The organism is Streptomyces sp. MMS24-W38, assembly GCF_059889265.1.
In genome coordinates this window covers 3016033-3041858 of the sequence record NZ_JCBCPP010000001.1, presented here as the reverse complement: position 1 = coordinate 3041858, position 25826 = coordinate 3016033, and the positions used below count along the sequence as shown (strand labels likewise).

Below are 25826 nucleotides of genomic sequence, written 5' to 3'. Positions count from 1 at the left end.
TATGTCCGACGCCGCCCCCGACCTCTGCTCACGCAACCCCGACTGGTGGCGGCAGGCCGTCGTCCACCAGGTCTGTCCACGCAGCTTCGCCGACGGCGACGGTCCGGCGACCCGCGCGGCGTCACCCGGCTCCTCACCCACCTCGCCGCCCTGGGCGCGGACGCCCTCTGGCTGAGTCCGTTCCACCCGTCCGAACTCGCCGACGGCGGCTACGACGTCTTTGACCCGCGGGACGTCGACCCGCGCCTCGGCACCCTCGACGACTTCGGCGCGCTGGTCGCCGAGGCGCACCGCCCGGGCCTCAAGGTGATCGTCGACATCGTCCCCGACCACACCTCCCACCAGCACGTCTGGTTCCAGGAGGCGCTGCGCGTCGGCCCCGGCTCCCCGGCCCGCGAGCGCTCGGTCTTCCGCGACGGGCGCGGCCCGCGGGGCGAACACCCGCCCACCGACCGGCAGTCCGTCTTCGGCGGCAGCGCCTGGCGGCGGGTGCCCGAGGGGCAGTGGTACCTGCACCTCCTTCCGTCCCGAGGGACGGGGCGGGGTGAGCGGGAAGGCCGGGGCGAGCCCCGAGCTGCACACGTGGGGACGCGACGGCCCGTCCCGGCCTTCCCTCCGTCGGTAATTTGTCATGGCACCAAGGCCCCCGCCTGCCGGAGCGGCCGAATGAGCGCGGGGCACCCGCCGGGACCTCCCGAATGGGTAAATGGGGCATTCGTGTGCTTTATCTCACTTTCTCATCCATAATCGGACCATGAACGCGACATCGTATGAACTGCTGGCCGCGAGCCAGCAAGTACTGAGTCTGCTCGCGGCCTTCGTCGGCGGGCTGGTCGTGGCCGGCGCGCTGATCTGGGCCGTACGTGTCGGCATGAAGGTCATGGATCAAGAAGAAAGCCGCCCCAGTCCCGAGGAGCAGCCGAAGCTGCCGGAGACCGGCGCGGTCCACGAGACGCGGGAGATGCGGGAGCCGGACGAGGTGCCGGTGGTGTCCAGGGACGGCGAACGGCTCATGCCCTACCAGCTCCATCACTCCGCGACCAGAACCGGGAAGGACCAGCAGCGGCGGCGCTGGCTGCCCGGCTCCAGCGGAGGCTTCGGCAGTGGAGGTCCCGGGCACGTCTGAGTGCTCTCCCTCGCGAGAGGGGGATTCCCGTCTCCCCGCAAGCGGAACAGGGGCAGACACGGACATCTGTGTGCGCCGCGACAGTTTTTCCGCCGAGGCGATTAGAGTTCCGGTGCGGGGAACCCGTCCCCGTGGCGGTCCGTGTCCCCTGCGGTCCGCAGGAAGGTGTGCATGCCCCCGGAGAGTCAGCCGTATGCCGACGCCTCGCAGCCGGACGACGCCCGGCTGCCCGTCGCCGACCGGCTCGACGACGACCACTTCCCGGCCTACACCATGGGCAGGGCCGCCGAACTGGTCGGAGCGACACCCGCCTTCCTCCGCGCCCTGGGCGAGGCGGAGCTGATCACCCCGATGCGTTCGGAGGGCGGCCACCGCCGCTACTCGCGCCACCAGCTGAAGCTCGCCGCCAGGGCCCGCGAGCTCGTCGACCAGGGGACTCCGGTCGACGCCGCGTGTCGCATCATCGACCTGGAGGAGCGGCTGGAGCAGGTCGAGCGGCTCAACGAGGAGCTGCGCCGACGGGGCGCGGATGCCGTGCGCCAGCACCACTGAAAATCTGTTCCCGCCGGAACAGAAATCCAGTATCCGTCATGGAAATCTATTTCCTTAAACGCGTTGTCGACGTTGTTTTTCGGTGATTTTCCTCGCTTGCCGTGGATATGGTCCATGCTAAGCTGGCGTCAGTTGCAGTTGTGGTTGCCATTTTGCTACCGGTTCTCCGGGCAGGTGATCATCGCGACGATGAGGGAATTCGTGAAGTGCGTTTTCCCAGCACTGTCTCAGGAGATTTGATATGGCCACCGGTACGGTGAAGTGGTTCAACTCGGAAAAGGGCTTCGGCTTCATCGAGCAGGACGGCGGCGGCGCCGACGTGTTCGCCCACTACTCGAACATCGCCACCTCGGGCTTCCGTGAGCTCCAGGAGGGCCAGAAGGTGACCTTCGACGTCACGCAGGGCCAGAAGGGCCCGCAGGCCGAGAACATCGTTCCCGCCTGACCCGTACGTACGCGAGTACGCAGGGATTTCAGCAGGGCCCCGCACATCGGTGCGGGGCCCTGCTCCGTGTTTTCCGGGCTCCGGTTCCGGCATGTGTTTCCGCTGCCCGGGAAAGAAAGGGCCGGCGGATCGAGGCCCGCGCTTTCCGACGAGTGTCCACTCGTCGGCTCGTACGCTTCTCCGCCGGACGAGTGACCGACGTGTACACGGTCCGGGTGGACGCGGGGGCGCCGCAGCGGTGGGTCAGGCCTGCTTGGGGCCGGTCTGCTGGACCACCTCGAAGGACCACAACGTCGCCCCCGTGGCCGCGGGCTTCGGGCGGTCGCCCTGCGCGCCCTCACCGCCGTGTGCGGCCTGGGCGCGGCCCTCCATCCAGCGCTGGAAGTCCTCCTCGGACCGCCAGCGGGTGTAGACGAGATAGGTGTCGGTGCCCTCCACCGGGCGCAGCAGCTCGAACCACTCGAAGCCGTCCGAACCCTCCACCGCTCCCGCCCGCGCGGCGAACCGCTGCTCCAGTGTCTCCCGCTGCTCTTCCGGGACCGTGAGTACGTTGATCTTGACGATGCTCATGTTCCGATTGTTCCGCAGCACGGCGCGGAACACGTGCTGGGGGCGGTCAGCCGAGGCAGATCACCAGCAGGCACAGTTCGGAGCGGGGCGTGCCCGGTGAGTCGGGCGAGGGCGTCGAGGGAGCCTGCGTGGCGGGCTGCGAGCCGCTCTCGCCTCCCGACCTCCCGCTCCCGCCGCCGCTGCCGTCCCCGTTGCCTCCGTTGCCGGAGGCGGCCACGGGCGGGCTCGTCGGACGGGTCGCCGCGGCGGAGCCGGAATCGGCACCGGTGCTACCCCCGGCGGAGCCGGAGCCGGCTTCCGCACCCGAGCCGGTGGACGGCGAGGTGGTCCGCGGCGGGGGCGTCGCCGTCGTGGGCGTGCCGGTGACGCCGTCCGGCGGGGTGTCCGACGCGACGGCGGGTGTCGACTCGGCGCCGGTCGGCTGCGGGTCCGGGGCGTCGTCCGAGGCCGACTGCGGGGGCCGGTCCGGGGAGGACCGGTGCGTGCCGGGCGGGGGCACCGCGGGTGCGGGGTCGCCGTACTGCTCCGCGGGCTCCTTCGCGCCACCCATACCGGTGACCTCGGGTGCCGTCGCGGCCTGGGTGCGGTCGCCGGAACCCCGGTCCATCGAGGCGACGGTGAGACCGCCGCCGACGAGCGCCACCGCCGTGGCGACCAGGGCGCGGCGCTGGGTCTTCTTCCACCGCGCCAGTTGCCGTCGCCGCGCCGCCCGACCCGTGGGAGCGGACATCGCAGGTATGACGGCCATTGCAGACACGGATGCGCGCGCCGCCGCGGGGGCGGGGTCGAGGCCGGAGTCATGGAACGTACCGATGCCCGCGTCGACATGCTCCGTGGCCTCGGCGACCCCGGTGGCTTCCGCGCCCGGGGGTGCGGTCGTCGTCACCGGGGCGGTGACCGTACGGCCGCCCATGGCGCTCGGCGCGATGTCGGGAGCGTAGGCGCCGCATCCGGGGCACACCAGGGCGCCGTTCAGATGCCGGCGACACGTGGAGCAGTAGTCCATCCGTTGTCTTCCTGAGTCGACATGCGCGCACCCGCCGAGCCGGAGGCGGCCCGTTCGCGTTCGCACGCGAGAGCGAGTGGAGCAGGAACAGCAACGCTAACGACACCCGCGAGCCACTGTGTGCAGTCCGTGTGTCACTCCTGCGCACGTTCTCTGCCCGCTTCGCGTGAATGTCGTGAGCATGTGCGGCGCCCGGTGCGCGGGGAGCTCCCGGCTGAATGATGTTCAGTGAAAATCCCCTGGAGCAACGGCGGTTCTGGGGCGGGGAGCACAGCCCATTTGGGTCGTCGCTGCCATGAATCGGACCGGTGGCAGCCGCTCAGGCCGTGGAACCGACAGGTGGGGCCGCGTGACGGGCACGGCTTGACGCTGCCGGGCCGCGCGGCGTTGGCTGCCCCTCACCGGTCGCCACGCTGCCCCCTCGCCCGGAAGGCACCTGATGTGAACCCCTGCACTTCTCGCACCACCCGCACCACCCGCACCACTCTTGTGACGGCCGGCCTCACGGCCCTCTCGCTGCTCCCGCTCTCCGCGTGCGGTGCGCTCGGCGACACCGGCGGGAGCAGTGACTCCGCGGCGCCGAGCGAGCGCAACGACATCACGGTGGGCCTCCTCCTGCCCGACAAGGACGCGGCGCGCTACGAGAAGTTCGACCGCCCCCTCATCGAGGAGCGGGTCGGCGTCCTCACCGGCAAGAAGGGCAGGGTCGTCTACGCCAACGCCGGGGGGAGCGCGGCCGAGCAGAGTCGGCAGTTCGGCCGGATGATCGACGACGAGGTCGACGTGGTCCTGGTGAACGCGGTGGACTCCAAGGCCGTCGGACCGGACGTGAAGAAGGCCAAGGCCGCCGGCATTCCCGTCATCGCCTACGACCGGCTCGCCGAGGGCCCGATCGACGCGTACGTGTCGCACGACAACGAGCTCGTCGGCGAGGTGCAGGGCCGTGCGATCGTCGACGCGCTCGGCAGCGAGGGGAAGGACAGCAAGGTCGTCGTGATGAACGGCGCGCCCGCCGACCCGAACGCGGCCCTGTTCAAGAAGGGCGCGTTCAACGCGTTGAACGGGAACGTGGACGTGGCCAAGACGTACGACACCGAGAAGTGGAAGCCCGAGGTCGCCAGGGCGAACATGGAGAAGGCGATCGACGCCATCGGAGCCGAGAACGTCGCCGCCGTCTACTCGGCGAACGACAGCATGGCCGGAGCCGTCATCGAGGCGCTGGAGGAGGCGGGCGTCTCCGACCTCCCGCCGGTGACCGGGCAGGACGCCGATCTGGAGGGCGTGCAGCGGATCGTCGAGGGCACGCAGCACATGACGGTGTACAAGTCGTTCCGGCTCGCGGCGGGCGGCGCCGCGGAGATCGCGGTGGCCCGGGTCCAGGGGCGGGACATCCAGTTCGACTCGCTGACCGTCGACCGCGTCGACAGCTCGACGCAGAAGGACATCCCGACGATGCTGATACCGGTGGTCGCCCTGACGCGGGACAACATCGAGGACACGGTGATCCGGGACGACGTCTACGACGTCAAGGACATCTGCACCGCCGAGTACCGGGCGGCCTGCGCCTCGATCGGCCTCATCCCGTAGACCACCGGCCGACCGGCCCCGTCCGCGCGCTACGTCAACTGGTCCGCATAGCCGATGTCCCCCACCGTCCAGGCGCTCACCTCGGCGAGGGCGACGCGGTACATCCCCCCGGTGTCGGGGATGCCGTAGCTCCCCTGGAGGATGCGGGCGACGTGGAAGTGGAGGTGGGAGGGGCGTGACGGGCTCCCGCCTCCGCCGGCCTCTTCGAACGGGACGGCGAAGTGGGTCAGCCGCGCGGAGTCGCGCAGCACCTCCGCCACCCGCTCCCTCCACAGGGCTTCGGGGGCCAGCCGTCCGGTGATGACGGCACCGGGGATCACCACGGTGAGTGACATCTGGCTGTCCCGATCCGCCTCGACCATCGCGGCGACGGCGACGAGCAGATCGTCAGGGTGCGACATGGTCGAAGAGCGTAGCCGAGCCCCGGCCCGGCGGGGGGCCGGCGGCCCGGATCACTTCGACGTGGCGGCACTTCGCGGTGGTGCCCGGGCTGTCGGGAGCCGCGGACCAGGACCGATCGCCGTCGTCAGGGCTGTACGGGCATGCTCCGGCAGTCGGAGGCGGCCCGCTTGCCGGACAGCCGGTCGACGGCGCTGCCCTGGTCGGTCAGCAGCGGTGCGAAGTGGTTGAGCAGTGCGCTGCCGACGTCGGGCAGGACGACGGCCTTGTAGGTGACGTCGGCGCCCTTGCGGCACCGGTCGACGGCGAGGTCGCGGGCCTGTCCGTGCGGTACGAGGTCGTCGCTGACGCCCGTCGCCACGCGGACGGGACCCGGACGGTCTCAGCGTGCCGATGCGTGTCCTGGACGGAATCGAGGCGGCCCGCCTGCCGGCCGGCCCGGGTGTCGCCGAGCCGATGGAGGTCCTGGTGGTCACCACCTTCGACCTCGACGAGCACGTGTACGAGGCGCTGCGGGCCGACGCGAGCGGATCCCTGCTCGGGGACCCACCGCCGCGCGACCCGGTCGACGGCATCCGTACGGTCGCCGTCGGCGAGTCGCTGCTGTCGCCCGCCGTCACCCGCAGGCTCGCCGGCAGGTTCGCCGACCCCGCGGGCCCCCGCCGCCGAGGCGCCGTCCGCCCGGTACCCCGCGAGACCGGGGTGCTGAAACCCGTCGCCGAGGGTCTGTCGAACGCCGAGATCGCCGACCGGATGGTCAGCAGCCGCGAGACCGTCGAGACGTACGCGTCGCGCGTCCCGACCCAGCTCGACCCGCGCGACCGGAGCCTGCCCTACCCCTTGGCGGACTGGCGGCGGCGCCCCTGGCCGGGGCGGCCGCGTCGGCCGCGGGACGAGGACCCGGAACGCGCGGGCTTGTTCTGGGCGGGCGGCGGAGCGAGGACGACGGGTACGCCCGAGGGCGCCTGGGCTCCGGTGATGCGGTTCAGCTCGGTCCCGCCGGGGCGTACCCGGGTGGTCTGCGGGGTGATGCCGGCGTCGTTCATCAGACGGGTCATGTCGCGGCGCTGGTGCGGCAGGACCAGGGTGACGACGGTGCCGGACTCACCGGCGCGGGCGGTGCGCCCGCCACGGTGCAGGTAGTCCTTGTGGTCGCTGGGCGGGTCGACGTTGACGACGAGGTCCAGGTTGTCGACGTGGATGCCGCGGGCCGCGACGTTGGTGGCCACCAGGACCGTGACGTGGCCGTCCTTGAACTGGGTCAGGGTCCGGGTGCGCTGGGACTGGGACTTCCCACCGTGCAGGGCCGAGGCGCGCACCCCGACGGCGAGGAGCTTCTTGGCCAGCCGGTCGGCGGCGTGCTTGGTGTCCAGGAACATGATCACGCGTCCGTCGCGGGCGGCGATCTCCGTGGTGGTGGCGTGCTTGTCGTCGTCGTCCACATGCAGCAGGTGGTGCTCCATCGTGGTGACCGCCCCCGCGGACGGGTCGACCGAGTGGACCACGGGGTCGTGGAGGTAGGTGCGCACCAGACGGTCGACATTGCGGTCCAGCGTGGCGGAGAACAGCATGCGCTGGCCCCCGGGGCGCACCTGGTCGAGCAGGGCGGTCACCTGCGGCATGAAGCCCATGTCGGCCATCTGGTCCGCCTCGTCCAGGACGGTGACGGCGACCTGGTCCAGGCGGCAGTCGTCCCGGTCGATGAGGTCCTTGAGCCGGCCGGGTGTCGCGACGACGACCTCGGCCCCGCCGCGCAGGGCGCTCACCTGCCGGCCGATCGACACCCCGCCGACCACGGTGGCGATGCGCAGGCGCAGCGCGCGTGCGTAGGGGGTGAGGGCGTCGGTGACCTGCTGGGCGAGTTCCCGGGTGGGTACGAGGACGAGGGCCAGCGGCTGCCGGGGCTCGGCCCGCTGCCCGTCGGTGCGGGCCAGCAGGGCGAGGCCGAAGGCGAGCGTCTTGCCCGAGCCGGTGCGCCCGCGGCCCAGAACGTCCCGGCCGGCCAGCGAGTTCGGCAGCGTCGCGGCCTGGATCGGGAACGGGGTGGTCACCCCCTCGGCTCCGAGGGCGGTCAACAGCCGCTCGGGCATGTCGAGTTCGGAGAAGGAATCGACCGGCTCCAGCGCCGGGGTGAGGGTGACCGGCGGGGCGAACTCCCCACCGGACGCGGCGGGACGGCCGCCGCGGCCGCCGCGGCCTCCGTCGCGCCCGGCCTTGCCCGAACGGGAAGCGGCGCCCTGGCGGCCCGCCCCCTGCGAGCGGACGCGACCGCCCCGGCCGGAGCCCGTGGAGGCCTTGTCCGTACGGGAGCGGGAGGAGTTGTTGTTCGAACGGGCTGTGTGGTTGCGGTTCATGCGGAACCTTCCTCGATGCGGCACGTATCGAGGAATTCCTCCCAGCGGGGACCTGCGCGGCCGCATGAGGATTCGCAAGAATGAGCCGAAGTAACAGTGAGACGAAGAATCGGTCGGCGGCCGGGAGCGTCGGATCGCAGGAGCGAGAGCGGGGCGCGCCGTGGGTGCGGGAACGGCGCCGGCTTCGTTGCCGGGCCGAGGACCGGGGGGAGAGGGAGAACGCAGTGGGCCGGGGCCCGCATCACAGAGGTGCGGGTCCCGGCCACGCGGTGTGCGTCGGCGTCGACGTCAGGCGGGAACGATGTTCTCGGCCTGCGGGCCCTTCTGGCCCTGCGTGACGTCGAAGGTCACCTTCTGGCCCTCCTGAAGCTCGCGGAAGCCGGAGGTGGCGATGTTCGAGTAGTGGGCGAACACGTCGGGGCCGCCGCCGTCCTGCTCGATGAAGCCGAAGCCCTTTTCCGCGTTGAACCACTTCACGGTGCCAGATGCCATATTGAATCTCCCTTGAGAGCAGTGCTCGGGGCCCACACCCTGTGGGCCCGTCGTTGCAGCAACGATCCACCCGGCCGTATTCCTGGCGAGCCGCGAAGCTTTCCAGCAACAAAAAAGAGTGCTCGTCGACGGAAGGCCGGAAGAGCACTCGAAGTCTCACTCGACGTCTCGAAGTATCGACATCTCGAAAGATCGATGTCTCGAAGCATCGAAGGATCGAAGTCTCTGGTAACCGAAACTGCAACTCTTCACGGTAGCACGGCCCCCGGTGCGCGCCGGCCCGGCCGCGCACAGGACTGGACCAATGCCGCGCCGACCCTCATGATGGTCACAATGTGAGAATGGGCATGACAACCCAGTCCTCGGGGTGGTGACCGTGCGCGGATTCTTCGGCAGGGCGGCTCTGGCCGCCGTACTCGTCCTGGCGCCCATGACGTCCATGACGCCCGCCGCCGCGACCGCGGCGCCGCAGGGGCCCGCCCCCGGGCCGGCGTCCGCCTCCGCCGAGGACTGGACGGCGCCCCTCAGCACCCGGGGCCGCTGGATCGTCGACGCGGACGGTGACCGTTTCAAGCTGCGCTCCGGCAACTGGCACGGAGCCAGCGGCACGTGGAACGGCTCGGGAAGCAGGGACGAGGACGCCCAGCACCACGCCGGGGAGAACGCCGGCCGGATACCCCTCGGCCTGGACCGCGCCCCCATGGCCGAGATCATCGCCGGCTTCCGGGAGATCGGGATCAACAGCATCCGGCTGCCCTTCTCCAACGAGATGATCCACGACGACCGTCCCGTCACGGACGGCTCCGTCGCCGCGAACCCCGTCCTGCGCGGAAAGACCCCGCTCCAGGTCTACGACGTCGTGGTCCGCGAACTCACCGCCTCCGGACTCGCGGTGATCCTCAACAACCACACCAACACCACCCGTTGGTGCTGCGGCGTCGACGGCAACGAACGCTGGAACGCGAGCCAGTCCACCGAGAGGTGGGAGAACGACTGGCTGTTCATGGCCCGCCGCTACAAGGACAACCAACGAGTCGTGGGCGTCGACCTGTACAACGAGGTCCGCCGCACCGTCTGGGACGACCCCAACTGGGGTCTGGGCGACAACCACGACTGGTTCACCGCCTCCCAGCGCCTGGGCGACCGCATCCTGACGGAGGCGGACGCCGACCTCCTCATCATCGTCGAGGGCATCAACTGGACCGGCATCCCCGTGGACGGCTTCGCGCACGGACGCCCCACGCTGGAGCCCGTACGCCGGCTCTCACACACCCTCGTCGACTCCGGCAAGCTCGTGTACTCCGCCCACTTCTACGGCTACACCGGACCGAACCACAGCGGCGCCACCGGAATCGGCGAGACCAGCGACCCCCGCTACCAGGACCTCACCCCCGCCGAACTGATCGACGTACTGAACCGCCAGGCCTTCTACGTTTCGGCCGAACAGGACCGGCACTTCACCGCCCCTGTCTGGATCAGTGAGTTCGGTGTCGGAGGCCGCGGCGAGACGGGCGCCGGGCAGCGCGCCTGGTTCGAGAACTTCGTCGACCACCTGATCCGTACCGACGCCGACTTCGCGTACTGGCCGCTCGTCGGCTGGCACGACAACCGCGCGGGCAACGGCTGGGCGCTGCTGCACTGGGATGCCGCGGGCCACCGCATGGGCCTCTACGACGGCGACGACTGGCGTGCCGCCGCCTGGACCCGGCTCATCGGGGCATCCGGCCGCACCGGCCGCATCAGCCCCGTGGCCGACTGGTCGATGCTCAGCCCCGACCACGCCGACTTCGTCGCCTCGCGGCGCATGCGCGCGCTCCCCGACTGGGACTCCGGCGCCCGCAAGGCCGTCTGTCCCGACGGACAGCGTCTCCTCGGCCTCAGCCACACGGGCAACCGGGGCCTGTGCTCCGACGTGACCGCCGGGCCCTTGTGGGACCCGGCCCGCGGACACCAGGTGGTCACCGACGAGCGGCACGTCGCTCCGGGCGGCGACTGGGCGTCCGGCTACACCAAACTCCAGTGCCCCGGCGGGTACTTCCTCACCGGCTACAGCGTCCGCGGCTCCGCCGTCTCGGCCGCCCTGTGCGCGCCCGCCCGGCCCGGCGCGATCACTGCCACGACCGGCCGTACGGTCTGGTTCGACCGGGGCGACGACAGGGGCCCGGCCCCCGGCGGCGGCGACTTCGGGCATGGCCACCACAAGGGCCAGTGCGCGGACGGTGAGTACGCGGCCGGTATCGCCTACACCGGCCGCCTCGGCTCCTTCCGGACCCCGGACGCGCTGTACTGCCGCCCCCTCGGCTGACCGGTCCCCCCGTGGTCGAGGGGCGGGCGGTCCCGGCGCTCGGGGGCGCAGCGGGAAGTACGGGTCCCGTCACGAGAAGTTGCCAGGGGGCTGAGGGCCGGCCGGGTCGGCGGGTGGGCGGGTGAAGTCGATCTCCTTCGCCGTGGTGACCCGGGCGCCCATGTTGCGCTCCATCATCTCCAGGGCGGCGGACTCCAGATGGGGATGGATGGAGGCGACGGCGTCCCTGGGCACGGTGACCTCCAGGTGGCGGATGTGCGCGTCCAGGGCGGAGTAGAGGACGCACTGCTCGGTGACCTGACCGCTCAGCACCACGTGTCCGACGCCCAACCGCCACAGGAGGTAGGACAGGGGTGTCTCGTAGAAGACGGAATGGCGGGCCTTCACCACGAAGAGCGACTCGTCGTCGGGCGTTATCGGCTCGATCAGGTCGGCATGGGGAGCGTCCAGAGCGGTGCCCACGAGTTCCCCCTGGTGGGAGCGCCACAGGCCGAAGTTGTCGTTCGCGTAGATCACCGGCACGTCCGCCCCGCGGGCCCGTCCGATCAGCTCCGCCAGGACGGGTACGACACGTCGCACGGACGGTACGAGCAGCTCGGCGTCCTCGTGCTCGTAGGTGTTGATCATGTCGATCACGACGAGAGCGGGGCTCGTCGTGCCCGCGGGCCGGTCCATGGCTCCACCGCCGTCCCTCGGTACGGGTCAGTCGCGCAGTCGCGGCAGGACCTTCGTGCGGTAGAAGTCGAAGAAGCCCTGCTGGTCCTTGCCGATCTGGTTGACGTACACGGTGTCGAATCCCGCGTCGACGAACGCGGACAGGGCCTCGATGTGCGTGTCCGGATGGTCTCCGCACGGTACGGAGGACGCCACCCGGTCCTCGGTGACCAACTCGGACGCCTGCTCGAAATGGCGTGGGGTCGGCAGGATCTGCGGCAGCTCCCCGGGCAGTTGCTCATTGGCCCACAGGTGGTGTGCGGTGCGCAGCGCCTCCTGCCGGTCCGCGCCCCAGCACACCTTCAGTCCGCCGTACACCGGCTTGGTGCCGCCGCCACCGCGGCGGAAGCGCTCGACCATGGCGGCGTCGGGCGTCATCGTGATCAGACCGTCGCCGATGCGTGCCGCGACCTCGGCGGCCTGCGGGCCGAAGGCGGAGACGTCGACGGGCACCGGCTCGTCGGGCAGGGTGTACAGCCGGGCGTTCTCCACGGTGTAGTGCTTGCCGCGGTGGCTGGTCTGCTCGCCGGTGAACAGCTGCCGGATGATCTGGACCGCCTCCTCCAGCATTTCCAGGCGTACCGACGCCTCGGGCCAGGGTGTGCCCAGGATGTGCTCGTTGAGCGCCTCGCCGGTGCCCACCCCCAGTCGGAAACGGCCACCCAGCTGGGCGGCGGAGGTGGCGGCCGCCTGGGCGATCACCGCGGGATGAGTCCGTACGAGTGGGCAGGTCACCGCCGTTTCGACGGGGAGCGAGACGGCCTGTGACAGGGCGCCGATCACCGTCCACACGAACGGGCTCTGGCCCTGCCGGTCGTTCCACGGATGGTAGTGGTCCGATATCCAGAGGGAGTCGAAGCCGGCCTGCTCGGCCATTCTGGCCTGCTCGACGAGTTCTGCCGGGCTGTGCTCCTCGCACGACAGGAAGTATCCGAAGTCGGCCATCGTCTCTCCTGTCTCCCATGTGAAGCGTGTGGCGATCGGGGACGTACCGCCGAGTACCCGGTGGTACGAGGCCTAACAGCGCGCGGGCGCGGCGTGCGGGGAGTCGGGTTCCCGCGGCCCGGCCCCATGCCGTCGGGCTTCCGGCCGGGGGCGGAACACACCCGCCTCGCCGGGCACCCTTTTATGGATGAGGCGGCACCACTGGTGGGACTTCGCTGCGCTGATGTCGCCGAGAGCCGACTCGGGGTCGCGCTCGGCGGTGCTCTCACCGCCGCTGGGCCTGTCGGGTACCCGGCGGAGTCCGTTCCCCACACCGTCGCCGGCGGATCCGGTCACCGGGGAGCCGGGAAGTGCCCGAGGCGTCCCTGACGGCGTTACAGGAGTGGAACGAGGGGGACCGGGGACGAGGCGGCGGACGCCGTCGGTGTGTGCTGGGAGGCGTACATGGAGGCTGCAGAGGCTTCGGTGGACCGGATCGCCCACCCCTGGGGCAGCCGTACCCCCCACGGTGCGGACGAGCCGTGGCCCGTACGCGCGGACACGTATCTCGAGCCGGGTGTCGAGGCGAGCCGGGTGCGACGATGGGTGCAGGCCTCGTCGATCCTCCACCCACGCACGCCATGCAGATGTTCCGCTACGCCGAGCAGGGCTCGATCCACATGCTGTGGATCAGCGGCACCAACCCGGCGGTGTCGCTGCCCGAGCTGTCCCGGATCCGCTCGATCCTGGCGCAGGAGCGGCTCTTCACGGTCGTGCAGGACCTGTTCCTGGCCGAGACCGCCCAGCTGGCCGACGTGGTCCTGCCCGCCGCGACCTGGGGCGAGAAGACCGGGACGTTCACCAACGCCGACCGCACCGTGCACCTGTCCGACAAGGCGGTCGAACCGCCCGGCGGGGCCAGGCCGGACCTGGACATCTTCCTCGACTACGCGGCCCGGATGGACTTCCGCGACAAGGACGGCGACCCGCTGATCACCTGGCACGACCCGGAGTCCGCGTTCGAGGCGTGGAAACGCCGCAGCGCCGGCCGGCCGTGCGACTACACCGGCCTCACCTACGACAAGCTGCGCGGCCGAAGCGGCATCCAGTGGCCGTGCGACGAACAGGCCCCCGACGGCACGCAACGGCTCTACACCGACGGAATCAGCTGGACACACCCCGACGTCTGCGAGAGCTACGGCAAGGACCTGCTGACGGGCGCGACCGCCGAGGCCGTCGAACACCGCTCCCTCAACCCGGACGGCAAGGCCGTGATCAAGGCGGCCGGCTACCTGCCGCCCCACGAGGCGCCCGACGAGGACCACCCGTTCCAGCTGACCACCGGCCGCACCGTCTACCACTTCCACACGCGGACGAAGACCGCGCGTGCGCCCCAGCTGAACGCCGCCGCACCCGAGGTGTGGGTGGAGGCGTCCGTCTCCGACGCGGCCGCGTCGGAGACGGCGAAGGCGATCTGGTCGAGGTCACCACACCCCGTGGCGCCCTGCGGGGCCGGCTACGGGCGACCGACATCCGTACGGGGCTGCTGTTCGTCCCCTTCCACTACGGCTACTGGGACACCGAGGCCGGGCACGGCCCGGACGGCGGGACACCCCGGCGCGCCGCGAACGAGACGACGGTCACCGACTGGGACCCCGCGTCGAAGCAGCCGTTGTTCAAGACCGCCGCGGCCGCGCTGCGCCTGGTGGAACGCGCGGACGGTCACCACGCCCCCGCACCGACCACCACCGCCTCGGCCGCCTCCCGCGCCGACGCCGTACCGCCCACCACCGGCGGAACGCCCGCCCTCGTCACCGAGTCGGGCGACATCTTCCCGGACCGTGAGGAGGGCGCCCGGTGAACGGCCTCACCCTCACCCTCCGCACGCTCCACCACGGCGAGCAACGCCTCGCCGGGCAGCTGACGACCGTGGCCGAACGCCACCGTGCCGAACACGAGGTCCACCACGTCGCCACCGACCTCGCCGAGTGGTCCCACCGGCACATCGAGCGCCTGGCCGACGCCGCCCGCGCCCACCACCTCGACCTCGCCCTCGACCCCCGGGCGGGAGCCGCCCGGGCCGCCGGGGCGGTGCCGCGACGCCCCGAGCCCGGTCTGCTGCTCCTGCGGGACCTCCGGGAGCTGCACCTGAGCGCCGCGGAGAACTCCCTGCACTGGGAGATGCTCGCGCAGATCGCGCAGGCCACCAAGGACGGGGGACTGCTCGCCGTGGTCTCCGAGTGCCATCCGCAGACCCTGCGGCAGATGCGCTGGACCAACACCCTGATCAAGACCCTCGCCCCGCAGATCCTGACGAGCCTGTGACCGGACGGCCCCGGGCGGCAGCTCGTCGTCCACCCGCGCCGCCGCTGAACGCTCCCGGCGACGCCCCGGCCGCCGCACCGGCGCCGAGGCAGGCCCGGTCGCCGGTCCGTGGCCGGGCCGCTAAGCCGAAGAGCGGATGCCTGCTTCCAGCGGTCTGTCCCCGCGCAGTGCCGTGGCGCCCTCGCGCCAGGCGCCGAGCAGCCTGGCCGCCAGGCGGTCCTCGAGATGGGCGGTCGCGCGGATCCCGAACACCACCTCGGCATCCAGGTGCGGTTCGCCCTCCAGGAGCCCGCCGACGACGTCGTGGCGTACGACCTGCTCGTGCACCGCGTCCGCCTCCACGTGCTCGGCGTAGAACCGTACGGCCGCCGGGCCCGCGCCCACGCGGCGCAGCGCCTCGGCGAGGCGGCGCGCACCCGGGGACGAGGTCGTCTCGACGGCGGCGAAGTGCCCGACGAGCGCCGCACGCAGTGCGCGGTGCAGACCGAACAGGGACATCAGGTTGACGGTGGCGAGCGCCTCGGCCGGCGCGGCGTCGACGTAGTGGCCGTACGCCGGGTCCAGTCGCAGGTCCTCCATGAGGTCGGCGAACAGTTCCGCGTGGATCTCGTCGGTGCGGCCCGCACCGAACTCGTCGAACTCGACGGCGACCATGGCGGCCTTGGCCCGTCCGTGGAGCCGCGGGAGGACCCAGGCGTGCGGATCCGCCTCCTTGAGGTGGTACAGCGAGCGCAGCGCGGCGTACTCACGCAGGTGGTCGAGGCTGCCCTCGTCGCGGAGGAAGTGGGAGACGCCGCTGCCGTCGTCGCCGACCGGTTCGAGCTGGAGTTCGTCCAGCGCCTGCCGGGCCGTGTCCGTGTCGTCCACCGGCACGTCCTCGCGCAGCGCGCTCAGGAAGCGACGCTCGAGCGCACCGCGACAGGCCAGCAGACCGCTGTCCCACTCGAGGCTGTCGGGGACGCCCTGGAACCCCTGGTAGTGCAGTTCGTAGAGGACGTAGAGGGCGAGTTGCAGATCGTCGGCGTAGGCGGAACACCGCTCGGGAGACGGCACACTCCCGGCGTCCGCGCTGGTGGGGTCCGATCCCCGCAGCAGGGCCGTCACCGCGGCGGAGAGCGGGCCGCGCGGCTCGGGCAGCGGCGGAGACAGCAGCCGGAGCCGGCGCCGGGCGGCGGAGCCGGTCACGGGGCCTCGCCCTCCTTCACACGACCCGGTTCCGTATCGGGACGTTCGGGATGTTCGGGATGTTCGGGATGTCCGGGCTGTTCGGGCTGTTCGGGCCGTTCGCTACGGGAGCCCGGGCCGGAGGGTTTGCAGCGGCGCCGATGGCTGGTGTCGCACCAGGGGAAGACGCGGCTCCGGCGACAGGTGCAGACGGCCACGGTGAAGCGCTGGGAGACCATCACCTCGCCGTGCTCGTCGACCACTTCGACCGGCCCCTCGATGAGCAGCGGCCCGTCGCGCTGGACGCGGACGCGGCGCGGACGTTCAGGCGTGTTCGGCACGGATGACCACCAGCTCCTCCGTCGTTCCGTCGGCCGTCAGACCCTGCTCGCGCAGCCAGGCGAGCCGGGAGCGCAGCACCCGGCCGAAGGGCAGCCGGGCCCGGTCGACCACCTCCGGGCGCAGACCGGCTTCCTCCAGACGGGTCAGGGAGGCGTCGACGCCGCACAGGTGCGAGTGCACGATCAGGAGCGTCCCCGTCGGCCGCAGGACCGTCGGCGCGCTGTCGCAGATGCGGTCGATCAACAGGCGGCCGTCCGATCCGGCATCCCAGGCCCGGGCGGGGCCCCGCGGCGGCGCGGTGCTCGGAGCGGGCACATAGGGCGGGTTGGTGATCACCAGATCGAAGCGGCGGCCGGGCACGGCCGTCGCCAGGTCGCCGTGGCGCACCCGCAGGGACTGCCCGTTCAGCCGGGCGTTCCACCAGGTGGTGGCGAGCGCCCTCCACGAGATGTCGACCGCGGTGACCCGGCCGCCGAGCCGGGCCGCCTCCACCGCGAGCAGGCCGCTTCCGGTGCCGAGGTCCAGTACGTCCGTCTCTCCTGTGATCCGCTCGCGGCGCAACGCCCGCCTCAGGAGCCCGGTGTCGGTCTGCGGGGTGTACACGCCCCGGGGGGCCCAGCAGCGGAGACGGGGGGCGGCGGTGCGGGGTCCGGCCTGCTCGGAGGCCGGCAGGGGGGCTGTCATGGGCGCCTCCCTCAGCCACCCGCCCGCAAGGGCAACGCCGACAGGGCCCGCGCGACACCGAGGAGGTTGTCGGCCCTGGCGTGACCGGTGCTGTGCGCCCGGTCGCGGCCCCGCTGCTCGTCCAGGCAGTCGGGCCCCGGACCGGGGCCGAGGTGCCAGTACGTCCGGGCCTGGCCGGGGATCGTGCAGCCGATGTCGGCGAGGCCCCCCGAGATCTCGCTGATGACGTGGTGCGTGCCGTCCTCGTTCCCGGTGACCACCACGCCGGCCACACGGTTGTAGGCGACGGGGCGGTCCTCGTCGTCGGTCTCGGACATCATCGCGTCCCTGCGTTCGAGGACGCGCTGGGCCACCGAGGACGGCCGGCCCAGCCAGGTGGGCGAGGCGATGACCAGGATCTCGGACTCCAGGAGTTCCGAGTGGACCCGGGGCCACTCGTCGCCGTCGCCCGCGTCGGTGACCACGCCGGGGGCGATGTCGAGGTCGACGGCCCGTACGGACGTGACCCGCACGTTCTGTTCCGAGAGCCGCTCCGCGGCCACGGAGGCCGGCGCCTCGGTGTCGGAAGGCTCGGGGGACCGCTCGAGAGTGCAGTCGACGACGAGTGCTTTCACGACCGCTCCGACATCGGGGACAGGTGGCCCGCTGCGCGCACATCCACCGGCAGCGCCCCACGAGTACCCCGTGGCGCCGGACGTAACGAGCTCGAAGGAGTCGCCGACCCGCCCCCGGGTGTTCCCACGACGCCACCTTGACTCCGGGCCACGGCACACGCCCCGGCCCTCATGCCTCATGGGCGCAGGTGGTCCAGGAGCCCGTCGGGAACGGGGTAGGGCGGCTCGTGGGGGAGGAGCCGCCGGGCGGCCTCCAGGTCGCCGTCCCGCACCTGCCCGTGGATCTCGTGCGCGAGGGCGGTGATGTCGGTGACGGAGACCGTCCACTCGTCCGCGTAGCGGCGTGCCGCCTCACCGGTGAGCCCGAGCTGCAGCGAGCGGTGGGCAAGCGGCCGCAGGTGCACATCGCGCCCGGGATCCCACTGGACCCGCGCCGGGGCCCGCTTCACCTGCCGCTTCCAGGTGGCCCGGTCGGCGTGCAGTCCGCGCTCGTGGTGCGACAGGCAGGCGTGCTCCAGTGCCCACTCGAAGCCCTCGCGGGTGACCTCGACCGCGAGGACGACCTCCTGCCCTTCCTTGGCCCCCCACCCGCAGCGGTACATCATCCAGAGGAAGGACGGCTTGACCCACGTCAAGCCGCGCTCGCAGACTTTGTCGCGCTGCGAGCGAGGTGTTCGCAGGTGAACCTCACGTCTTCCTCAGGAAATGCGAGGAAGCTGGTAGCCCATCTCAAGCACTGGCACGATCACGTCAACTGCCTCCCGAAGTGCCGCAAGGGCAGCAACCCCACCACCCTCTACGCGCAGCCTCTGGGAGGACCGACATGTCTCGCCGGACCCGTACAGGACTGATTCTCCTGTGCGCTGCGATGGCCTTGCCCGTCGCCGCGTGCACGACAGATCATCCGGATACCAGGCAGGCTACGCAGCCCCTGCATTCCTCCTCGCCCAGCCCGGCAACGGCAACCGCCGCGCCGATCACCACACAGCCCTCCGTGCAGAAGCCGCCGGAGCTGGACGACGGCGAGACTCTCGCCGGCCGCCAGGAAGCGACCAGCGGGAATGCCGACATCGCCTACAGCAAGGGCAGGAAGGGCGACGCCCTCATTGTTGCGGTGCGCTGCCAGGGCGAAGGGAAGATCAAGGTTGTCGTACGGTCCGTACACGCCTCCTTCTCGCAGCCATGCGTCGCCGACAAGATCAGCACCATCCACAACCAGGTGGCCCTGACAGGGGCAGACCGGGGCGGCGTCGTCTCGGTCGAAGCACCCTCAACCGTGCGTTGGTCCATGACCATCGGCCATGGCGCACCAGTGCAGGAAGAGTCGCCCGAGGGCGGCTAAGAGGTTGTCAACGCGGCTTGATGATTCACGTCATCCGGTCCCGCTTCCAGGCTGCCGGGAAGCGGCCCTCCCGGGCTGCGGGCAGGCCGATCTCCGGTGGGTACGCCTGGTGGACGACGACCGTGGAGTCGGTGTGGCGGGCGCGGATCCGGTGCTTGAGTTCTCCCACGGTGACAGAGTGCAAAACCCGTCCGACGCGCGCCATCGAATTACCCGGGCACTCGGTTGCCGATGGAGAGACCGGGTCTCACCGGAAACACCCGTGGCTTTCGGCTACTTGCCGGGGGCGCGGAAGGTGGCCTGTCGGCGGGTGGCCTCGTCGATCTCGTCGAGGGTGAGGAGAGGGGTGGCCCGGGTCTGGAGGGCGCCGCTGGCCTTGACGGCGAGACTGACGGCGGCCATGGAGACCGCGTCGGGGAAGTCGACGATGATCACGGTGTCGTTCTCCCCGAAGGCGAAGTACATGGACTCGACCTTCCCGCCGAGGCCGGTGACGACCTGGTCGACGGCGGCGCGGCGGCCGCTCGCGCCGTCCTTGAGCAGGCCCTTCGCGCCCTCGGACGTGTAGGTGGCCTGGATGAGGAACTTCGGCATGGGGAACGCTCCGTGCTCATCGATTGTCGGTGTGCGGAATGACCTTCCCGCTGTCACGTCGGTTCTCGGCCACCGAGCGGCCGGATTCACCCGTTGGAAGCCGAACCGCGGCGTAGGGCCGACGGAGGCGCGGGCACGGCCCGCCGCGTTCTTCGCGATCGGAGCACCAGGATCCGACCGGGATTCCGCCGAAACCCGGTCGGAGGTGGGCCACGAGGCCGGCCAGGGCAGGCCCTGGCCGGCGCGGCTCAGCCGGACGGGTGGAGGGTGGCGCCGGCCACGACCGACCTGTCGGCCGCGAGCAGGTGCACCTCGGTCACGGGCGAGGAGCCGGCGGGATAGGGGGCGACCCACTGGGCGTAGCCGGCGGCCGGGGAGAAGGTGCCGATGGTGGTGGTGGAACCGTCCGCCCGTTCGATCTGGCAGGTGAGTGGGCCGTGAAGGGCCGCCCGGGCGCGTGCGGGGAGGTTGTCGGCGTCCACCGACACGTACAGCCAGTGCGGCCGACCCGTGTAGGCGAAGACACGTCCGACGTCCTGGCGGTGGGAGGTGAGGCCGGCGCTGAGCAGCCGGTCGGGCCGGGCGGGGCCGGTGTCGGACGGTGAGGACGCGGAGGTGACGCCGATCGCCCATCCGCCCACGGCCAGCGCCGCGGCTGCCGCAGCGGCTGCGAGGCCGAGGGCGAACCGTTGGCGCAGTGTCCGGCGGCGTCGGGGTGACAGTCCGATGCGCTGGAGCACGCGGGTTTCGAACCCCTCCGGCGGCTCGCGTCCGGGGATCAGGTGGAGCAGTTCGTCGGCCGTGCGCGCCAGCTCCCGGACGTTCTCCCGGCAGGCGGGGCAACGCTGCAGGTGGGCCAGGGCAGCGGCGCGCTCCTGGGCGGGCAGTACTCCCAGTGCCACTTCGGCGGCGCTGTCCCGCAGCCGTCGGCACGCGAAGGTGTCGTCGCCGGTCATGATGTCGTGTCCTGCCTGTGCGTCAGGGTCTCGCGCAGCTTGGCCAGCGCCGTCCTGATCCGGGTCTTGGCGGTGCCGAGGGGTATCCGCTCCAGGTCCGCCACTTGCTGCGCGGTCATGCCGTAGATGCCGGCCATGACGATGGCACGGGCCTGGCCCGGCGGCAGCTCCGCGATGGCCCGCCGCAACTCGGCCGACTCCTCGTCGGCCACCGCCAGCCGCTCGGGGGTGTCGGTGGTCACTTCCAGCAGCGGCGCCATCCGGGTGGGGTCCACGGGGACGGCCCTGCGGGAGCGCACGGCGTCGATCGCCAGGTTGTGGGCGATGGCCGCCAACCAGGTACGGACCGATCCGCGGCGCGAGTCGTAGACCTGGGCGTGGCGCCAGGCCTGTTCGAAGGTCTGCTGGGCCACGTCCTCCGCGAGCTGGGCGTCGCCGGTGACCGTCATGGCCACCCCGAAGACCTTGTGCTGGAACCGGCGGACGAACGCCACCGCGAACTCGGGGTCGCCGGTCGTCAGCCCCGCCAGCAGCGCGTCATCGGGCATCTGCTCCAGAGAAAGCCCAAAATGGTGCATATTTCTCATACGTAGCACCATTGCGCAGGGATTGTCTGGTGATCGGCTCGGGCGCCGGTGGTTCCACGTCCCTGCTGTGGGAGGGCGGCAGCGCGTCGAACGCCGCGGCGAGGGAACCGATGCCGGGCCGGGCGGCGGGGTCCGGTTCCAGGCACGCGTCGATCGCGGTGGCGAGCGCACGCGGCAGGCGACGCCGGGTGCTCACGGGCGCGTCGCGGATCATGGCCCGGGCGATCGCCAGGCGCTGGCGCAGGCCTCCGGGCAGCAGCCTGCCGCGCCGGCCCACGACGGTGTCGTAGCCCTCCGGCAGAGCGGTGACGAAGTCGTGCGCGTCCGCGGCGCGGGCCACCGCGAGGACCTCCCGCTCCCGGGTGACCCGCGTCGGCACGGACCGAGCACGGACCAAGCACGGACCGGGCACGGGATCACCGTCGGCTCCGGCGCTCCCGGCGAGGTCGCCACGCCGACGACCGGCCGGGAAGTCACCGCCGAGCGACGGCTCGGTGCGCTCCTGGAGCCCCTGCGCATCGCGGGAAGCGTCACGTGACCAGGGCCACCACCATGGCGATCAGTCCGATCGCCACCAGCGCCACCACCACCATGATCAGAACGATCGCCATCGTTCCCCAGCCTTTGCGCGGTTCGTGCGGCTCCGGGTACGAGATGCCGTAAGTGCCGCCTTCGGCGGGTGGCGTATCGCCGGGGGACACGCCGCCGCCTGGTTCGATCCCCGGGGTTCGCCTCGGGTCGGGATCAGGAGTCGTCATGGCGCACGCTCCTCTCGGCGCTCGTCTGCCATCTGCGCATGGGTTGGTTCCGCGGAAATCGCACCACCCTCATATGGAGGCGCACTACTGGTTGGGCTCGGCGGCGCTGATGTCGCCGAGGGCCGACTCGGGGTCGCGTTCGATGGCCAGGTCGCCGAGGGAGACGATGCCCACCACGTGCTGCCCTTCGTCGACGACCGGCACCCGGCGGACCGCGTGCTCGCGCATCACCCGCACCACGAGAGTCAGTTCGTCGTCGGGGCCGACGGTGACCAGGTCGGCGCTGCACGCCTCGGCCGCCGTCGTCCGGTCGGGGTCGCCGCCGCCGGCCAGGGCGCGCACCACCAGGTCGCGGTCGCTGACCAGGCCGCGCAGCCGCTCGCCCTCGGTGACCAGGACGGCACCGACGTCCTCGTCCCGCATCATCCGGGCCACGGCCGTCACCGAGGTCTGGGGTTCGACGGTCACCGGGGCACTCGTCATGACGTCGCTGACATGCTGAGTCATGGGACCATCCCTTCGTGGGGTGGACGGTGCGTTCACCGCCGCTGGGCCTGCCGAGTACCCGTGGGCGACCGGTCCTCACGTTGTCACCAGGGGCGTGTGAGGTGGGCCGCGCCCTGCCGGTCGTCCGGTGTCGAGGCCGAGGTCGGCAAGAACGCCGATGGCGAATCGGACGGACTCGTGCGCTGCGGTCCGTACGGTCGTCCGGCCACCCTCACCTGCACGCGGATTTCGACGCACAGGTTCTGCGGTCGTTCTCAGCCCGCCACGCCGGTGGCCCCGTGGGCCGCGCCCACCGGCTTCGACTCCGGGGAGCCCCGTTGCCGCAGGCAGATCGAGGAGACCGCCATCGAGGCGACGGCCGGCAGTTCGGACTGCCAGTTCTGCAGGGTGCGGTTCCAGAAGTCCGCCGCGCCGAGGTGATCGGCCCAGCTCAGCGGGGCCTGCAGCTGCCGTAGCCGCTGTTCGTCGGCGCACCTCACCCGACCGGATCACCTTGTACGAGTCGGTCGGGGCGGCCGTCCAGGACGCCGTTGCCGTCGCGTGGGCCGTCACCGCCGGCCGCGCACAACCGGACGGCGAGGACATCGCGCCGGCTCGACGTACTCCCTGACCCGAGGGGGAGCTTGCCCGGGATATGCCGGGTGGGAGCCGAGTACTGCTTCACAGGCGCGCTATGAGAGCGCCATGGGGTGCCTCAAGAGTCGCCGAGCCGGCCGAGAGCGGCGCTCAGCGGATCTGCGGCGAGCCCGACGCCTTGCCGCAGGGGCCGCCCGGAGACGGCCCGTTGTGGCCGCACAGGGTGGGTGCGTTCAGCCGTGATCTGGCAGCACCACGGCTCCCCACCCGCTGAAGCCCTGTGCCCGCAGCGGGAAGACGGCCCGGCTCGATTCGGGGCGTGGTACCGAGGCACACGTGCCAACGGCCGTCCCGGCAGGACAGGGACACCGTGGCCGGCGGCACCCCGATGTGCCAGAACGCGCGCACCGGTTCCGACAGGGCGTGGACCAGCGCGGCCCGGGCCACGGCCGGTTCGGTGACGGCCACCACGTGCCCCGCGTGTGACGGCAGGCCGTTGAGCCAGGCCGCGACTCGCCGGCAGAACTGGCGCACGGATTCGCCCCCGTGGGGCACGGCATCCGGGTCCGTCAGCAAGGCGGAGAGCCCGTAGGGATCGGTGGCGGCGACTTCGGCCGCGGTACGGCCGCGCCACCTGCCGTAGTCGAAGTCGCGCAGCGCGGGCTCCACCTCGGTCGTGAGGACGAGAGCGTGAGCGGTCCGCGCGCAGCGGAGGGAAGGCGCCCGGACGGCCGTCGGGTGTCGGGGCAGGACCGCTCCGATGACGTCTGCGTCGACCGTGCCGTGCTCGCGCACCGCACCGTCGTCGAAGAGCGGTCTGCTCGTGTCGTCCGTGGCGATCGAACAGAGAAACGTCAGAGTGATCGGCATCCGGCTGCTCTCCTTACTGTGAGCAAGCTCCTGGGAGCAGGCGTGTGGTCCGGGTGGTGGGACAAGGCACCGACTGCTGCCTCCACAGTCGGGCACTGCCGCTCACGAACCCATCCGGCACATGTCCAAAGCCGTCCCGCCGACCGGCTGGAACAGCCCCGCCACCTGGCGGCTGTCGGTCTTCGCACCGGGAAGCGCGCCCGGCGGTGGGTACGCATCGGACGGTGGGTCCCGATGGCGAGTGGAGCACGCATGATCCGGGTGATGGTGGTCGACGACGAGGCGCTGATCCGTACCGGTTTCCAGCACATCCTCGAGGCGGCGGACGACATCGAGGTCGTGGCGGCGGTCCCCGGCGGCCAGGCGGTCCGAACGGCACAGGAGCGACGCCCCGCCGTCGTACTGCTGGACATCCGCATGCCCGACGTGGACGGCCTCACCGTCCTGGCCGACCTCCGCGGACTGCCGCACCCTCCGGTGGTGGCCATGCTCACGACGTTCGGCATGGACGAGTACGTCACCGCGGCACTTCGCTCGGGCGCCGCCGGCTTCCTGCTCAAGGACACCGACCCGGAGCAACTGCCCTCCCTGGTACGGACTCTGGCAGACGGCGGCACCGTCCTGTCGTCGGAGGTCACCCGAACCGTCGTGGACGGCTACCTGAGTGCCGGCCCGCAGCAGGAGGCCGTCCGCAGCCTCGACCGGCTCTCCGACCGCGAGCGTGCCGTGCTCGCAGCCGTCGCCGAAGGCCTGACCAACGCCGACATCGCCGCCCGGATGCACCTGAGCACCGGCACGGTCAAGGACCATGTGAGCGCCGTCCTCACCAAGCTGGAGGTGGGCAGCCGCGTCCAGGCCGCCCTGCTCGCGGAACGCGCCGGCTTCCTCAGACCGCTGCGGGACCAGGAGGAACCATGAGCACCCGCCGCCCGCCCGCCCCACTGCTGGACGCCGCCCTCATCGCGGCGGCATTGCTCGATGTCTGGGCCCATGCCGAGGCCTCCGAGCCGCTGCGCACGGCCTGCGCCCTGGTCGCCGCGTTCGCCCTTCTCCTGCGCCGGCGCCTGCCGAAGCCCACGTTCCTGCTCACCCTTCCCGCCGTCATCCTCTCCGACTCGGTCTTCGCCGCCCTGGCCGCGCTGTACACGCTCGCCTCGCTCACCCGTGGCCGCACCCTGCTGGTCGTCTGCGCCGTGACGTTCACCCTCAGCGATCTCATCTCGTTGCCCTCGCCGGGATACGACTTCTCGACGCCGGCGACCTTCATCGCCCTGGGCTACACGGCGGCGACGGCGGCCGCGCCGGTCTTCCTCGGCCAGCTCGTGCAGGCCCGGCGCGATCTGTCGTTGCGACTCGTGGAGATCTCCCGGGCACGCGACCACGAGCGGCAGCTGACCGCCCAGACCGTGCTGGCCAGGGAACGCACGACACTCGCCCGCGAAATGCACGACGTCGTCGCTCACCAGGTCAGCCTCATCGCGGTGCGGGCCGGGGCACTCCAGGTCGGCAGCCGTGACCCCGAAGTCCGGCAGGCCGCGGCCACGATCCGGAAGCTGAGCGTGCAGACGCTGGAAGAGCTGCGGCACATGGTCAGCGTCCTGCGCACCGCCGGGGGCGATCCGGTGGAACTGGTTCCGCAGCCCTCTCTCGCCGATCTCCAGCGGCTGGTCGACAGCAGCGGTATCGAGACCGAGCTGCGGACGGACCTGCCGGACAGCCTGCCACCGCCGGTCCAGCGCGCCGTCTACCGCACCGTCCAGGAGGCGCTGACCAACGTGCGGAAGCACGCGCCCGGCGCGACGGCGGTCGTACGCATCCGCCACGAGCACGCGACGGTCCGCGTCACCGTCACCAACTCACGGCCGACGCGGTCCGCCCTTTCCCTCCCCGGCGCCAACCACGGCCTGGTCGGCCTGCGCCAGCGTGCCGAGCTTCTCGGTGGCACCGTCACCTGCGGCCCCACGACGGACGGCGGCTATCGACTGAACCTGACCCTCCCGGCCACCGGCACACGGTGACGAGGCGAGCCGGGT

28 protein-coding genes and 6 pseudogenes are annotated in these 25826 nt (G+C 71.5%); 12 read left to right on the top strand and 22 right to left on the bottom strand.

The window, feature by feature from the left end; translation table 11 throughout:
- Position 1: 1 nt before the first annotated feature.
- From AC6F7H_RS12625 to AC6F7H_RS12610, 4 genes and pseudogenes are all read left to right on the top strand, one after another.
- Positions 2-519: pseudogene (locus tag AC6F7H_RS12625) on the top strand (alpha-amylase family glycosyl hydrolase); the annotation flags it as partial.
- Between the two features lie 235 nt (positions 520-754).
- Positions 755-1126, top strand: a complete 372-nt coding sequence (locus AC6F7H_RS12620) for a DUF6479 family protein (RefSeq protein ID WP_500757102.1) — start codon at positions 755-757, stop codon at positions 1124-1126.
- A gap of 171 nt (positions 1127-1297) precedes the next feature.
- The gene (locus tag AC6F7H_RS12615; protein WP_500757100.1) at positions 1298-1678 is read left to right on the top strand and encodes a MerR family transcriptional regulator; all 381 of its coding nucleotides are present in this window, start codon (positions 1298-1300) and stop codon (positions 1676-1678) included.
- Positions 1679-1919: 241 nt separating this feature from the next.
- A complete protein-coding gene (locus AC6F7H_RS12610) occupies positions 1920-2123 on the top strand; it encodes a cold-shock protein (protein ID WP_004985680.1) in 204 nt (67 codons plus the stop codon).
- Between the two features lie 243 nt (positions 2124-2366).
- Here AC6F7H_RS12610 and AC6F7H_RS12605 read toward each other — a convergent pair whose 3' ends face one another.
- Together AC6F7H_RS12605 and AC6F7H_RS12600 are read right to left on the bottom strand one after the other, a co-directional pair.
- Positions 2367-2693, bottom strand: coding sequence for an antibiotic biosynthesis monooxygenase family protein (locus AC6F7H_RS12605; RefSeq protein ID WP_500757099.1), 327 nt, complete (start codon positions 2691-2693; stop codon positions 2367-2369).
- A gap of 46 nt (positions 2694-2739) precedes the next feature.
- Positions 2740-3699, bottom strand: coding sequence for an SCO2400 family protein (locus AC6F7H_RS12600; protein WP_500757098.1), 960 nt, complete (start codon positions 3697-3699; stop codon positions 2740-2742).
- A gap of 441 nt (positions 3700-4140) precedes the next feature.
- Here AC6F7H_RS12600 and AC6F7H_RS12595 point away from each other — a divergent pair, with 441 nt between their 5' ends.
- Positions 4141-5286, top strand: a complete 1146-nt coding sequence (locus tag AC6F7H_RS12595) for a sugar ABC transporter substrate-binding protein (RefSeq protein WP_500757096.1) — start codon at positions 4141-4143, stop codon at positions 5284-5286.
- Positions 5287-5315: 29 nt separating this feature from the next.
- Here AC6F7H_RS12595 and AC6F7H_RS12590 read toward each other — a convergent pair whose 3' ends face one another.
- Complete coding sequence (locus AC6F7H_RS12590) at positions 5316-5687, bottom strand: GvpU-like protein (RefSeq protein WP_500757095.1); 372 nt, start codon at positions 5685-5687, stop codon at positions 5316-5318.
- Between the two features lie 125 nt (positions 5688-5812).
- Positions 5813-6083 (bottom strand): annotated as a pseudogene (locus tag AC6F7H_RS12585) (lipase family protein); the annotation flags it as partial.
- Here AC6F7H_RS12585 and AC6F7H_RS12580 point away from each other — a divergent pair.
- Positions 6079-6438, top strand: a pseudogene (locus tag AC6F7H_RS12580) (transcriptional regulator); the annotation flags it as partial. The pseudogenes AC6F7H_RS12585 and AC6F7H_RS12580 overlap by 5 nt on opposite strands.
- Positions 6439-6518: 80 nt before the next feature.
- On the opposite strand, the gene AC6F7H_RS12575 reads toward AC6F7H_RS12580, so the two are convergent.
- On the bottom strand, positions 6519-8039 hold the full coding sequence (locus AC6F7H_RS12575) for a DEAD/DEAH box helicase (RefSeq protein WP_500757093.1): 1521 nt from the start codon (positions 8037-8039) through the stop codon (positions 6519-6521).
- Between the two features lie 288 nt (positions 8040-8327).
- On the bottom strand, positions 8328-8531 hold the full coding sequence (locus AC6F7H_RS12570) for a cold-shock protein (protein WP_109379033.1): 204 nt from the start codon (positions 8529-8531) through the stop codon (positions 8328-8330).
- A gap of 367 nt (positions 8532-8898) precedes the next feature.
- Between AC6F7H_RS12570 and AC6F7H_RS12565 the strand changes: the two genes are divergently transcribed.
- Complete coding sequence (locus AC6F7H_RS12565) at positions 8899-10836, top strand: glycoside hydrolase family 5 protein (protein WP_500757092.1); 1938 nt, start codon at positions 8899-8901, stop codon at positions 10834-10836.
- Between the two features lie 69 nt (positions 10837-10905).
- Here the strand turns inward: AC6F7H_RS12565 and AC6F7H_RS12560 are convergent, their stop codons facing one another.
- Both AC6F7H_RS12560 and AC6F7H_RS12555 read right to left on the bottom strand, forming a co-directional pair.
- Positions 10906-11511 (bottom strand): cysteine hydrolase family protein, encoded by a 606-nt coding sequence (locus AC6F7H_RS12560; protein WP_500757091.1) that lies wholly within the window; start codon positions 11509-11511, stop codon positions 10906-10908.
- 27 nt (positions 11512-11538) lie between these two features.
- Positions 11539-12495, bottom strand: a complete 957-nt coding sequence (locus AC6F7H_RS12555; RefSeq protein ID WP_500757090.1) for an LLM class F420-dependent oxidoreductase — start codon at positions 12493-12495, stop codon at positions 11539-11541.
- A 605-nt stretch (positions 12496-13100) separates the two neighbouring features.
- Here AC6F7H_RS12555 and AC6F7H_RS12550 point away from each other — a divergent pair.
- Positions 13101-14335 (top strand): annotated as a pseudogene (locus AC6F7H_RS12550) (molybdopterin oxidoreductase family protein); the annotation flags it as partial.
- Positions 14332-14799: a hypothetical protein gene (locus tag AC6F7H_RS12545; RefSeq protein ID WP_500757089.1), complete on the top strand. Its 468-nt coding sequence runs from the start codon at positions 14332-14334 to the stop codon at positions 14797-14799. The pseudogene AC6F7H_RS12550 and the gene AC6F7H_RS12545, both read left to right, overlap by 4 nt.
- A gap of 120 nt (positions 14800-14919) precedes the next feature.
- Here the strand turns inward: AC6F7H_RS12545 and AC6F7H_RS12540 are convergent, their stop codons facing one another.
- The 5 genes from AC6F7H_RS12540 to AC6F7H_RS12520 all read right to left on the bottom strand — a co-directional run bounded on the left by AC6F7H_RS12540 (position 14920) and on the right by AC6F7H_RS12520 (position 18283).
- Positions 14920-15984 (bottom strand): iron-containing redox enzyme family protein, encoded by a 1065-nt coding sequence (locus AC6F7H_RS12540; protein WP_500757087.1) that lies wholly within the window; start codon positions 15982-15984, stop codon positions 14920-14922.
- Positions 15981-16304 (bottom strand): CDGSH iron-sulfur domain-containing protein, encoded by a 324-nt coding sequence (locus AC6F7H_RS12535; RefSeq protein ID WP_500757086.1) that lies wholly within the window; start codon positions 16302-16304, stop codon positions 15981-15983. Before AC6F7H_RS12535 ends, AC6F7H_RS12540 begins: the two co-directional genes overlap by 4 nt.
- Positions 16288-16989: a HemK2/MTQ2 family protein methyltransferase gene (locus AC6F7H_RS12530; protein WP_500757084.1), complete on the bottom strand. Its 702-nt coding sequence runs from the start codon at positions 16987-16989 to the stop codon at positions 16288-16290. The genes AC6F7H_RS12535 and AC6F7H_RS12530 overlap by 17 nt, the downstream gene beginning before the upstream one ends.
- A gap of 11 nt (positions 16990-17000) precedes the next feature.
- Positions 17001-17603: a flavodoxin family protein gene (locus AC6F7H_RS12525; protein WP_500757083.1), complete on the bottom strand. Its 603-nt coding sequence runs from the start codon at positions 17601-17603 to the stop codon at positions 17001-17003.
- Positions 17604-17779: 176 nt separating this feature from the next.
- Positions 17780-18283: a DUF4291 domain-containing protein gene (locus AC6F7H_RS12520; protein WP_500761785.1), complete on the bottom strand. Its 504-nt coding sequence runs from the start codon at positions 18281-18283 to the stop codon at positions 17780-17782.
- A gap of 314 nt (positions 18284-18597) precedes the next feature.
- Here AC6F7H_RS12520 and AC6F7H_RS12515 point away from each other — a divergent pair, with 314 nt between their 5' ends.
- Entirely contained in the window at positions 18598-18945 is a 348-nt protein-coding gene (locus tag AC6F7H_RS12515) for a hypothetical protein (protein ID WP_500757082.1), read from the top strand.
- A gap of 28 nt (positions 18946-18973) precedes the next feature.
- Here the strand turns inward: AC6F7H_RS12515 and AC6F7H_RS12510 are convergent.
- The 9 genes and pseudogenes from AC6F7H_RS12510 to AC6F7H_RS12470 form a co-directional block, all read right to left on the bottom strand.
- Positions 18974-19150: pseudogene (locus AC6F7H_RS12510) on the bottom strand (DUF4291 family protein); the annotation flags it as partial.
- Positions 19151-19218: 68 nt separating this feature from the next.
- Complete coding sequence (locus tag AC6F7H_RS12505; protein WP_500757081.1) at positions 19219-19539, bottom strand: GYD domain-containing protein; 321 nt, start codon at positions 19537-19539, stop codon at positions 19219-19221.
- 248 nt (positions 19540-19787) lie between these two features.
- The gene (locus AC6F7H_RS12500; RefSeq protein ID WP_500757079.1) at positions 19788-20495 is read right to left on the bottom strand and encodes a hypothetical protein; all 708 of its coding nucleotides are present in this window, start codon (positions 20493-20495) and stop codon (positions 19788-19790) included.
- Positions 20492-21043 carry an RNA polymerase sigma factor gene (locus AC6F7H_RS12495; RefSeq protein WP_500757077.1) on the bottom strand — a complete coding sequence of 184 codons (552 nt, stop codon included), beginning with the start codon at positions 21041-21043 and terminating at the stop codon, positions 20492-20494. The genes AC6F7H_RS12500 and AC6F7H_RS12495 overlap by 4 nt, the downstream gene beginning before the upstream one ends.
- On the bottom strand, positions 21033-21461 hold the full coding sequence (locus AC6F7H_RS12490) for a hypothetical protein (RefSeq protein ID WP_500757076.1): 429 nt from the start codon (positions 21459-21461) through the stop codon (positions 21033-21035). Before AC6F7H_RS12490 ends, AC6F7H_RS12495 begins: the two co-directional genes overlap by 11 nt.
- A 151-nt stretch (positions 21462-21612) precedes the next feature.
- A complete protein-coding gene (locus tag AC6F7H_RS12485; protein WP_500757075.1) occupies positions 21613-21840 on the bottom strand; it encodes a DUF6480 family protein in 228 nt (75 codons plus the stop codon).
- A gap of 84 nt (positions 21841-21924) precedes the next feature.
- Complete coding sequence (locus tag AC6F7H_RS12480) at positions 21925-22347, bottom strand: CBS domain-containing protein (protein ID WP_500757074.1); 423 nt, start codon at positions 22345-22347, stop codon at positions 21925-21927.
- A gap of 254 nt (positions 22348-22601) precedes the next feature.
- A pseudogene (locus AC6F7H_RS12475) lies at positions 22602-22811 on the bottom strand (DUF6766 family protein); the annotation flags it as partial.
- Positions 22812-23073: 262 nt separating this feature from the next.
- Positions 23074-23793, bottom strand: a complete 720-nt coding sequence (locus AC6F7H_RS12470; protein ID WP_500757073.1) for a histidine phosphatase family protein — start codon at positions 23791-23793, stop codon at positions 23074-23076.
- A 252-nt stretch (positions 23794-24045) separates the two neighbouring features.
- Between AC6F7H_RS12470 and AC6F7H_RS12465 the strand changes: the two genes are divergently transcribed.
- The gene (locus AC6F7H_RS12465; RefSeq protein ID WP_500761783.1) at positions 24046-24711 is read left to right on the top strand and encodes a response regulator; all 666 of its coding nucleotides are present in this window, start codon (positions 24046-24048) and stop codon (positions 24709-24711) included.
- Entirely contained in the window at positions 24708-25811 is a 1104-nt protein-coding gene (locus AC6F7H_RS12460; RefSeq protein ID WP_500757072.1) for a sensor histidine kinase, read from the top strand. The genes AC6F7H_RS12465 and AC6F7H_RS12460 overlap by 4 nt, the downstream gene beginning before the upstream one ends.
- The last annotated feature ends 15 nt before the right edge of the window (positions 25812-25826 follow it).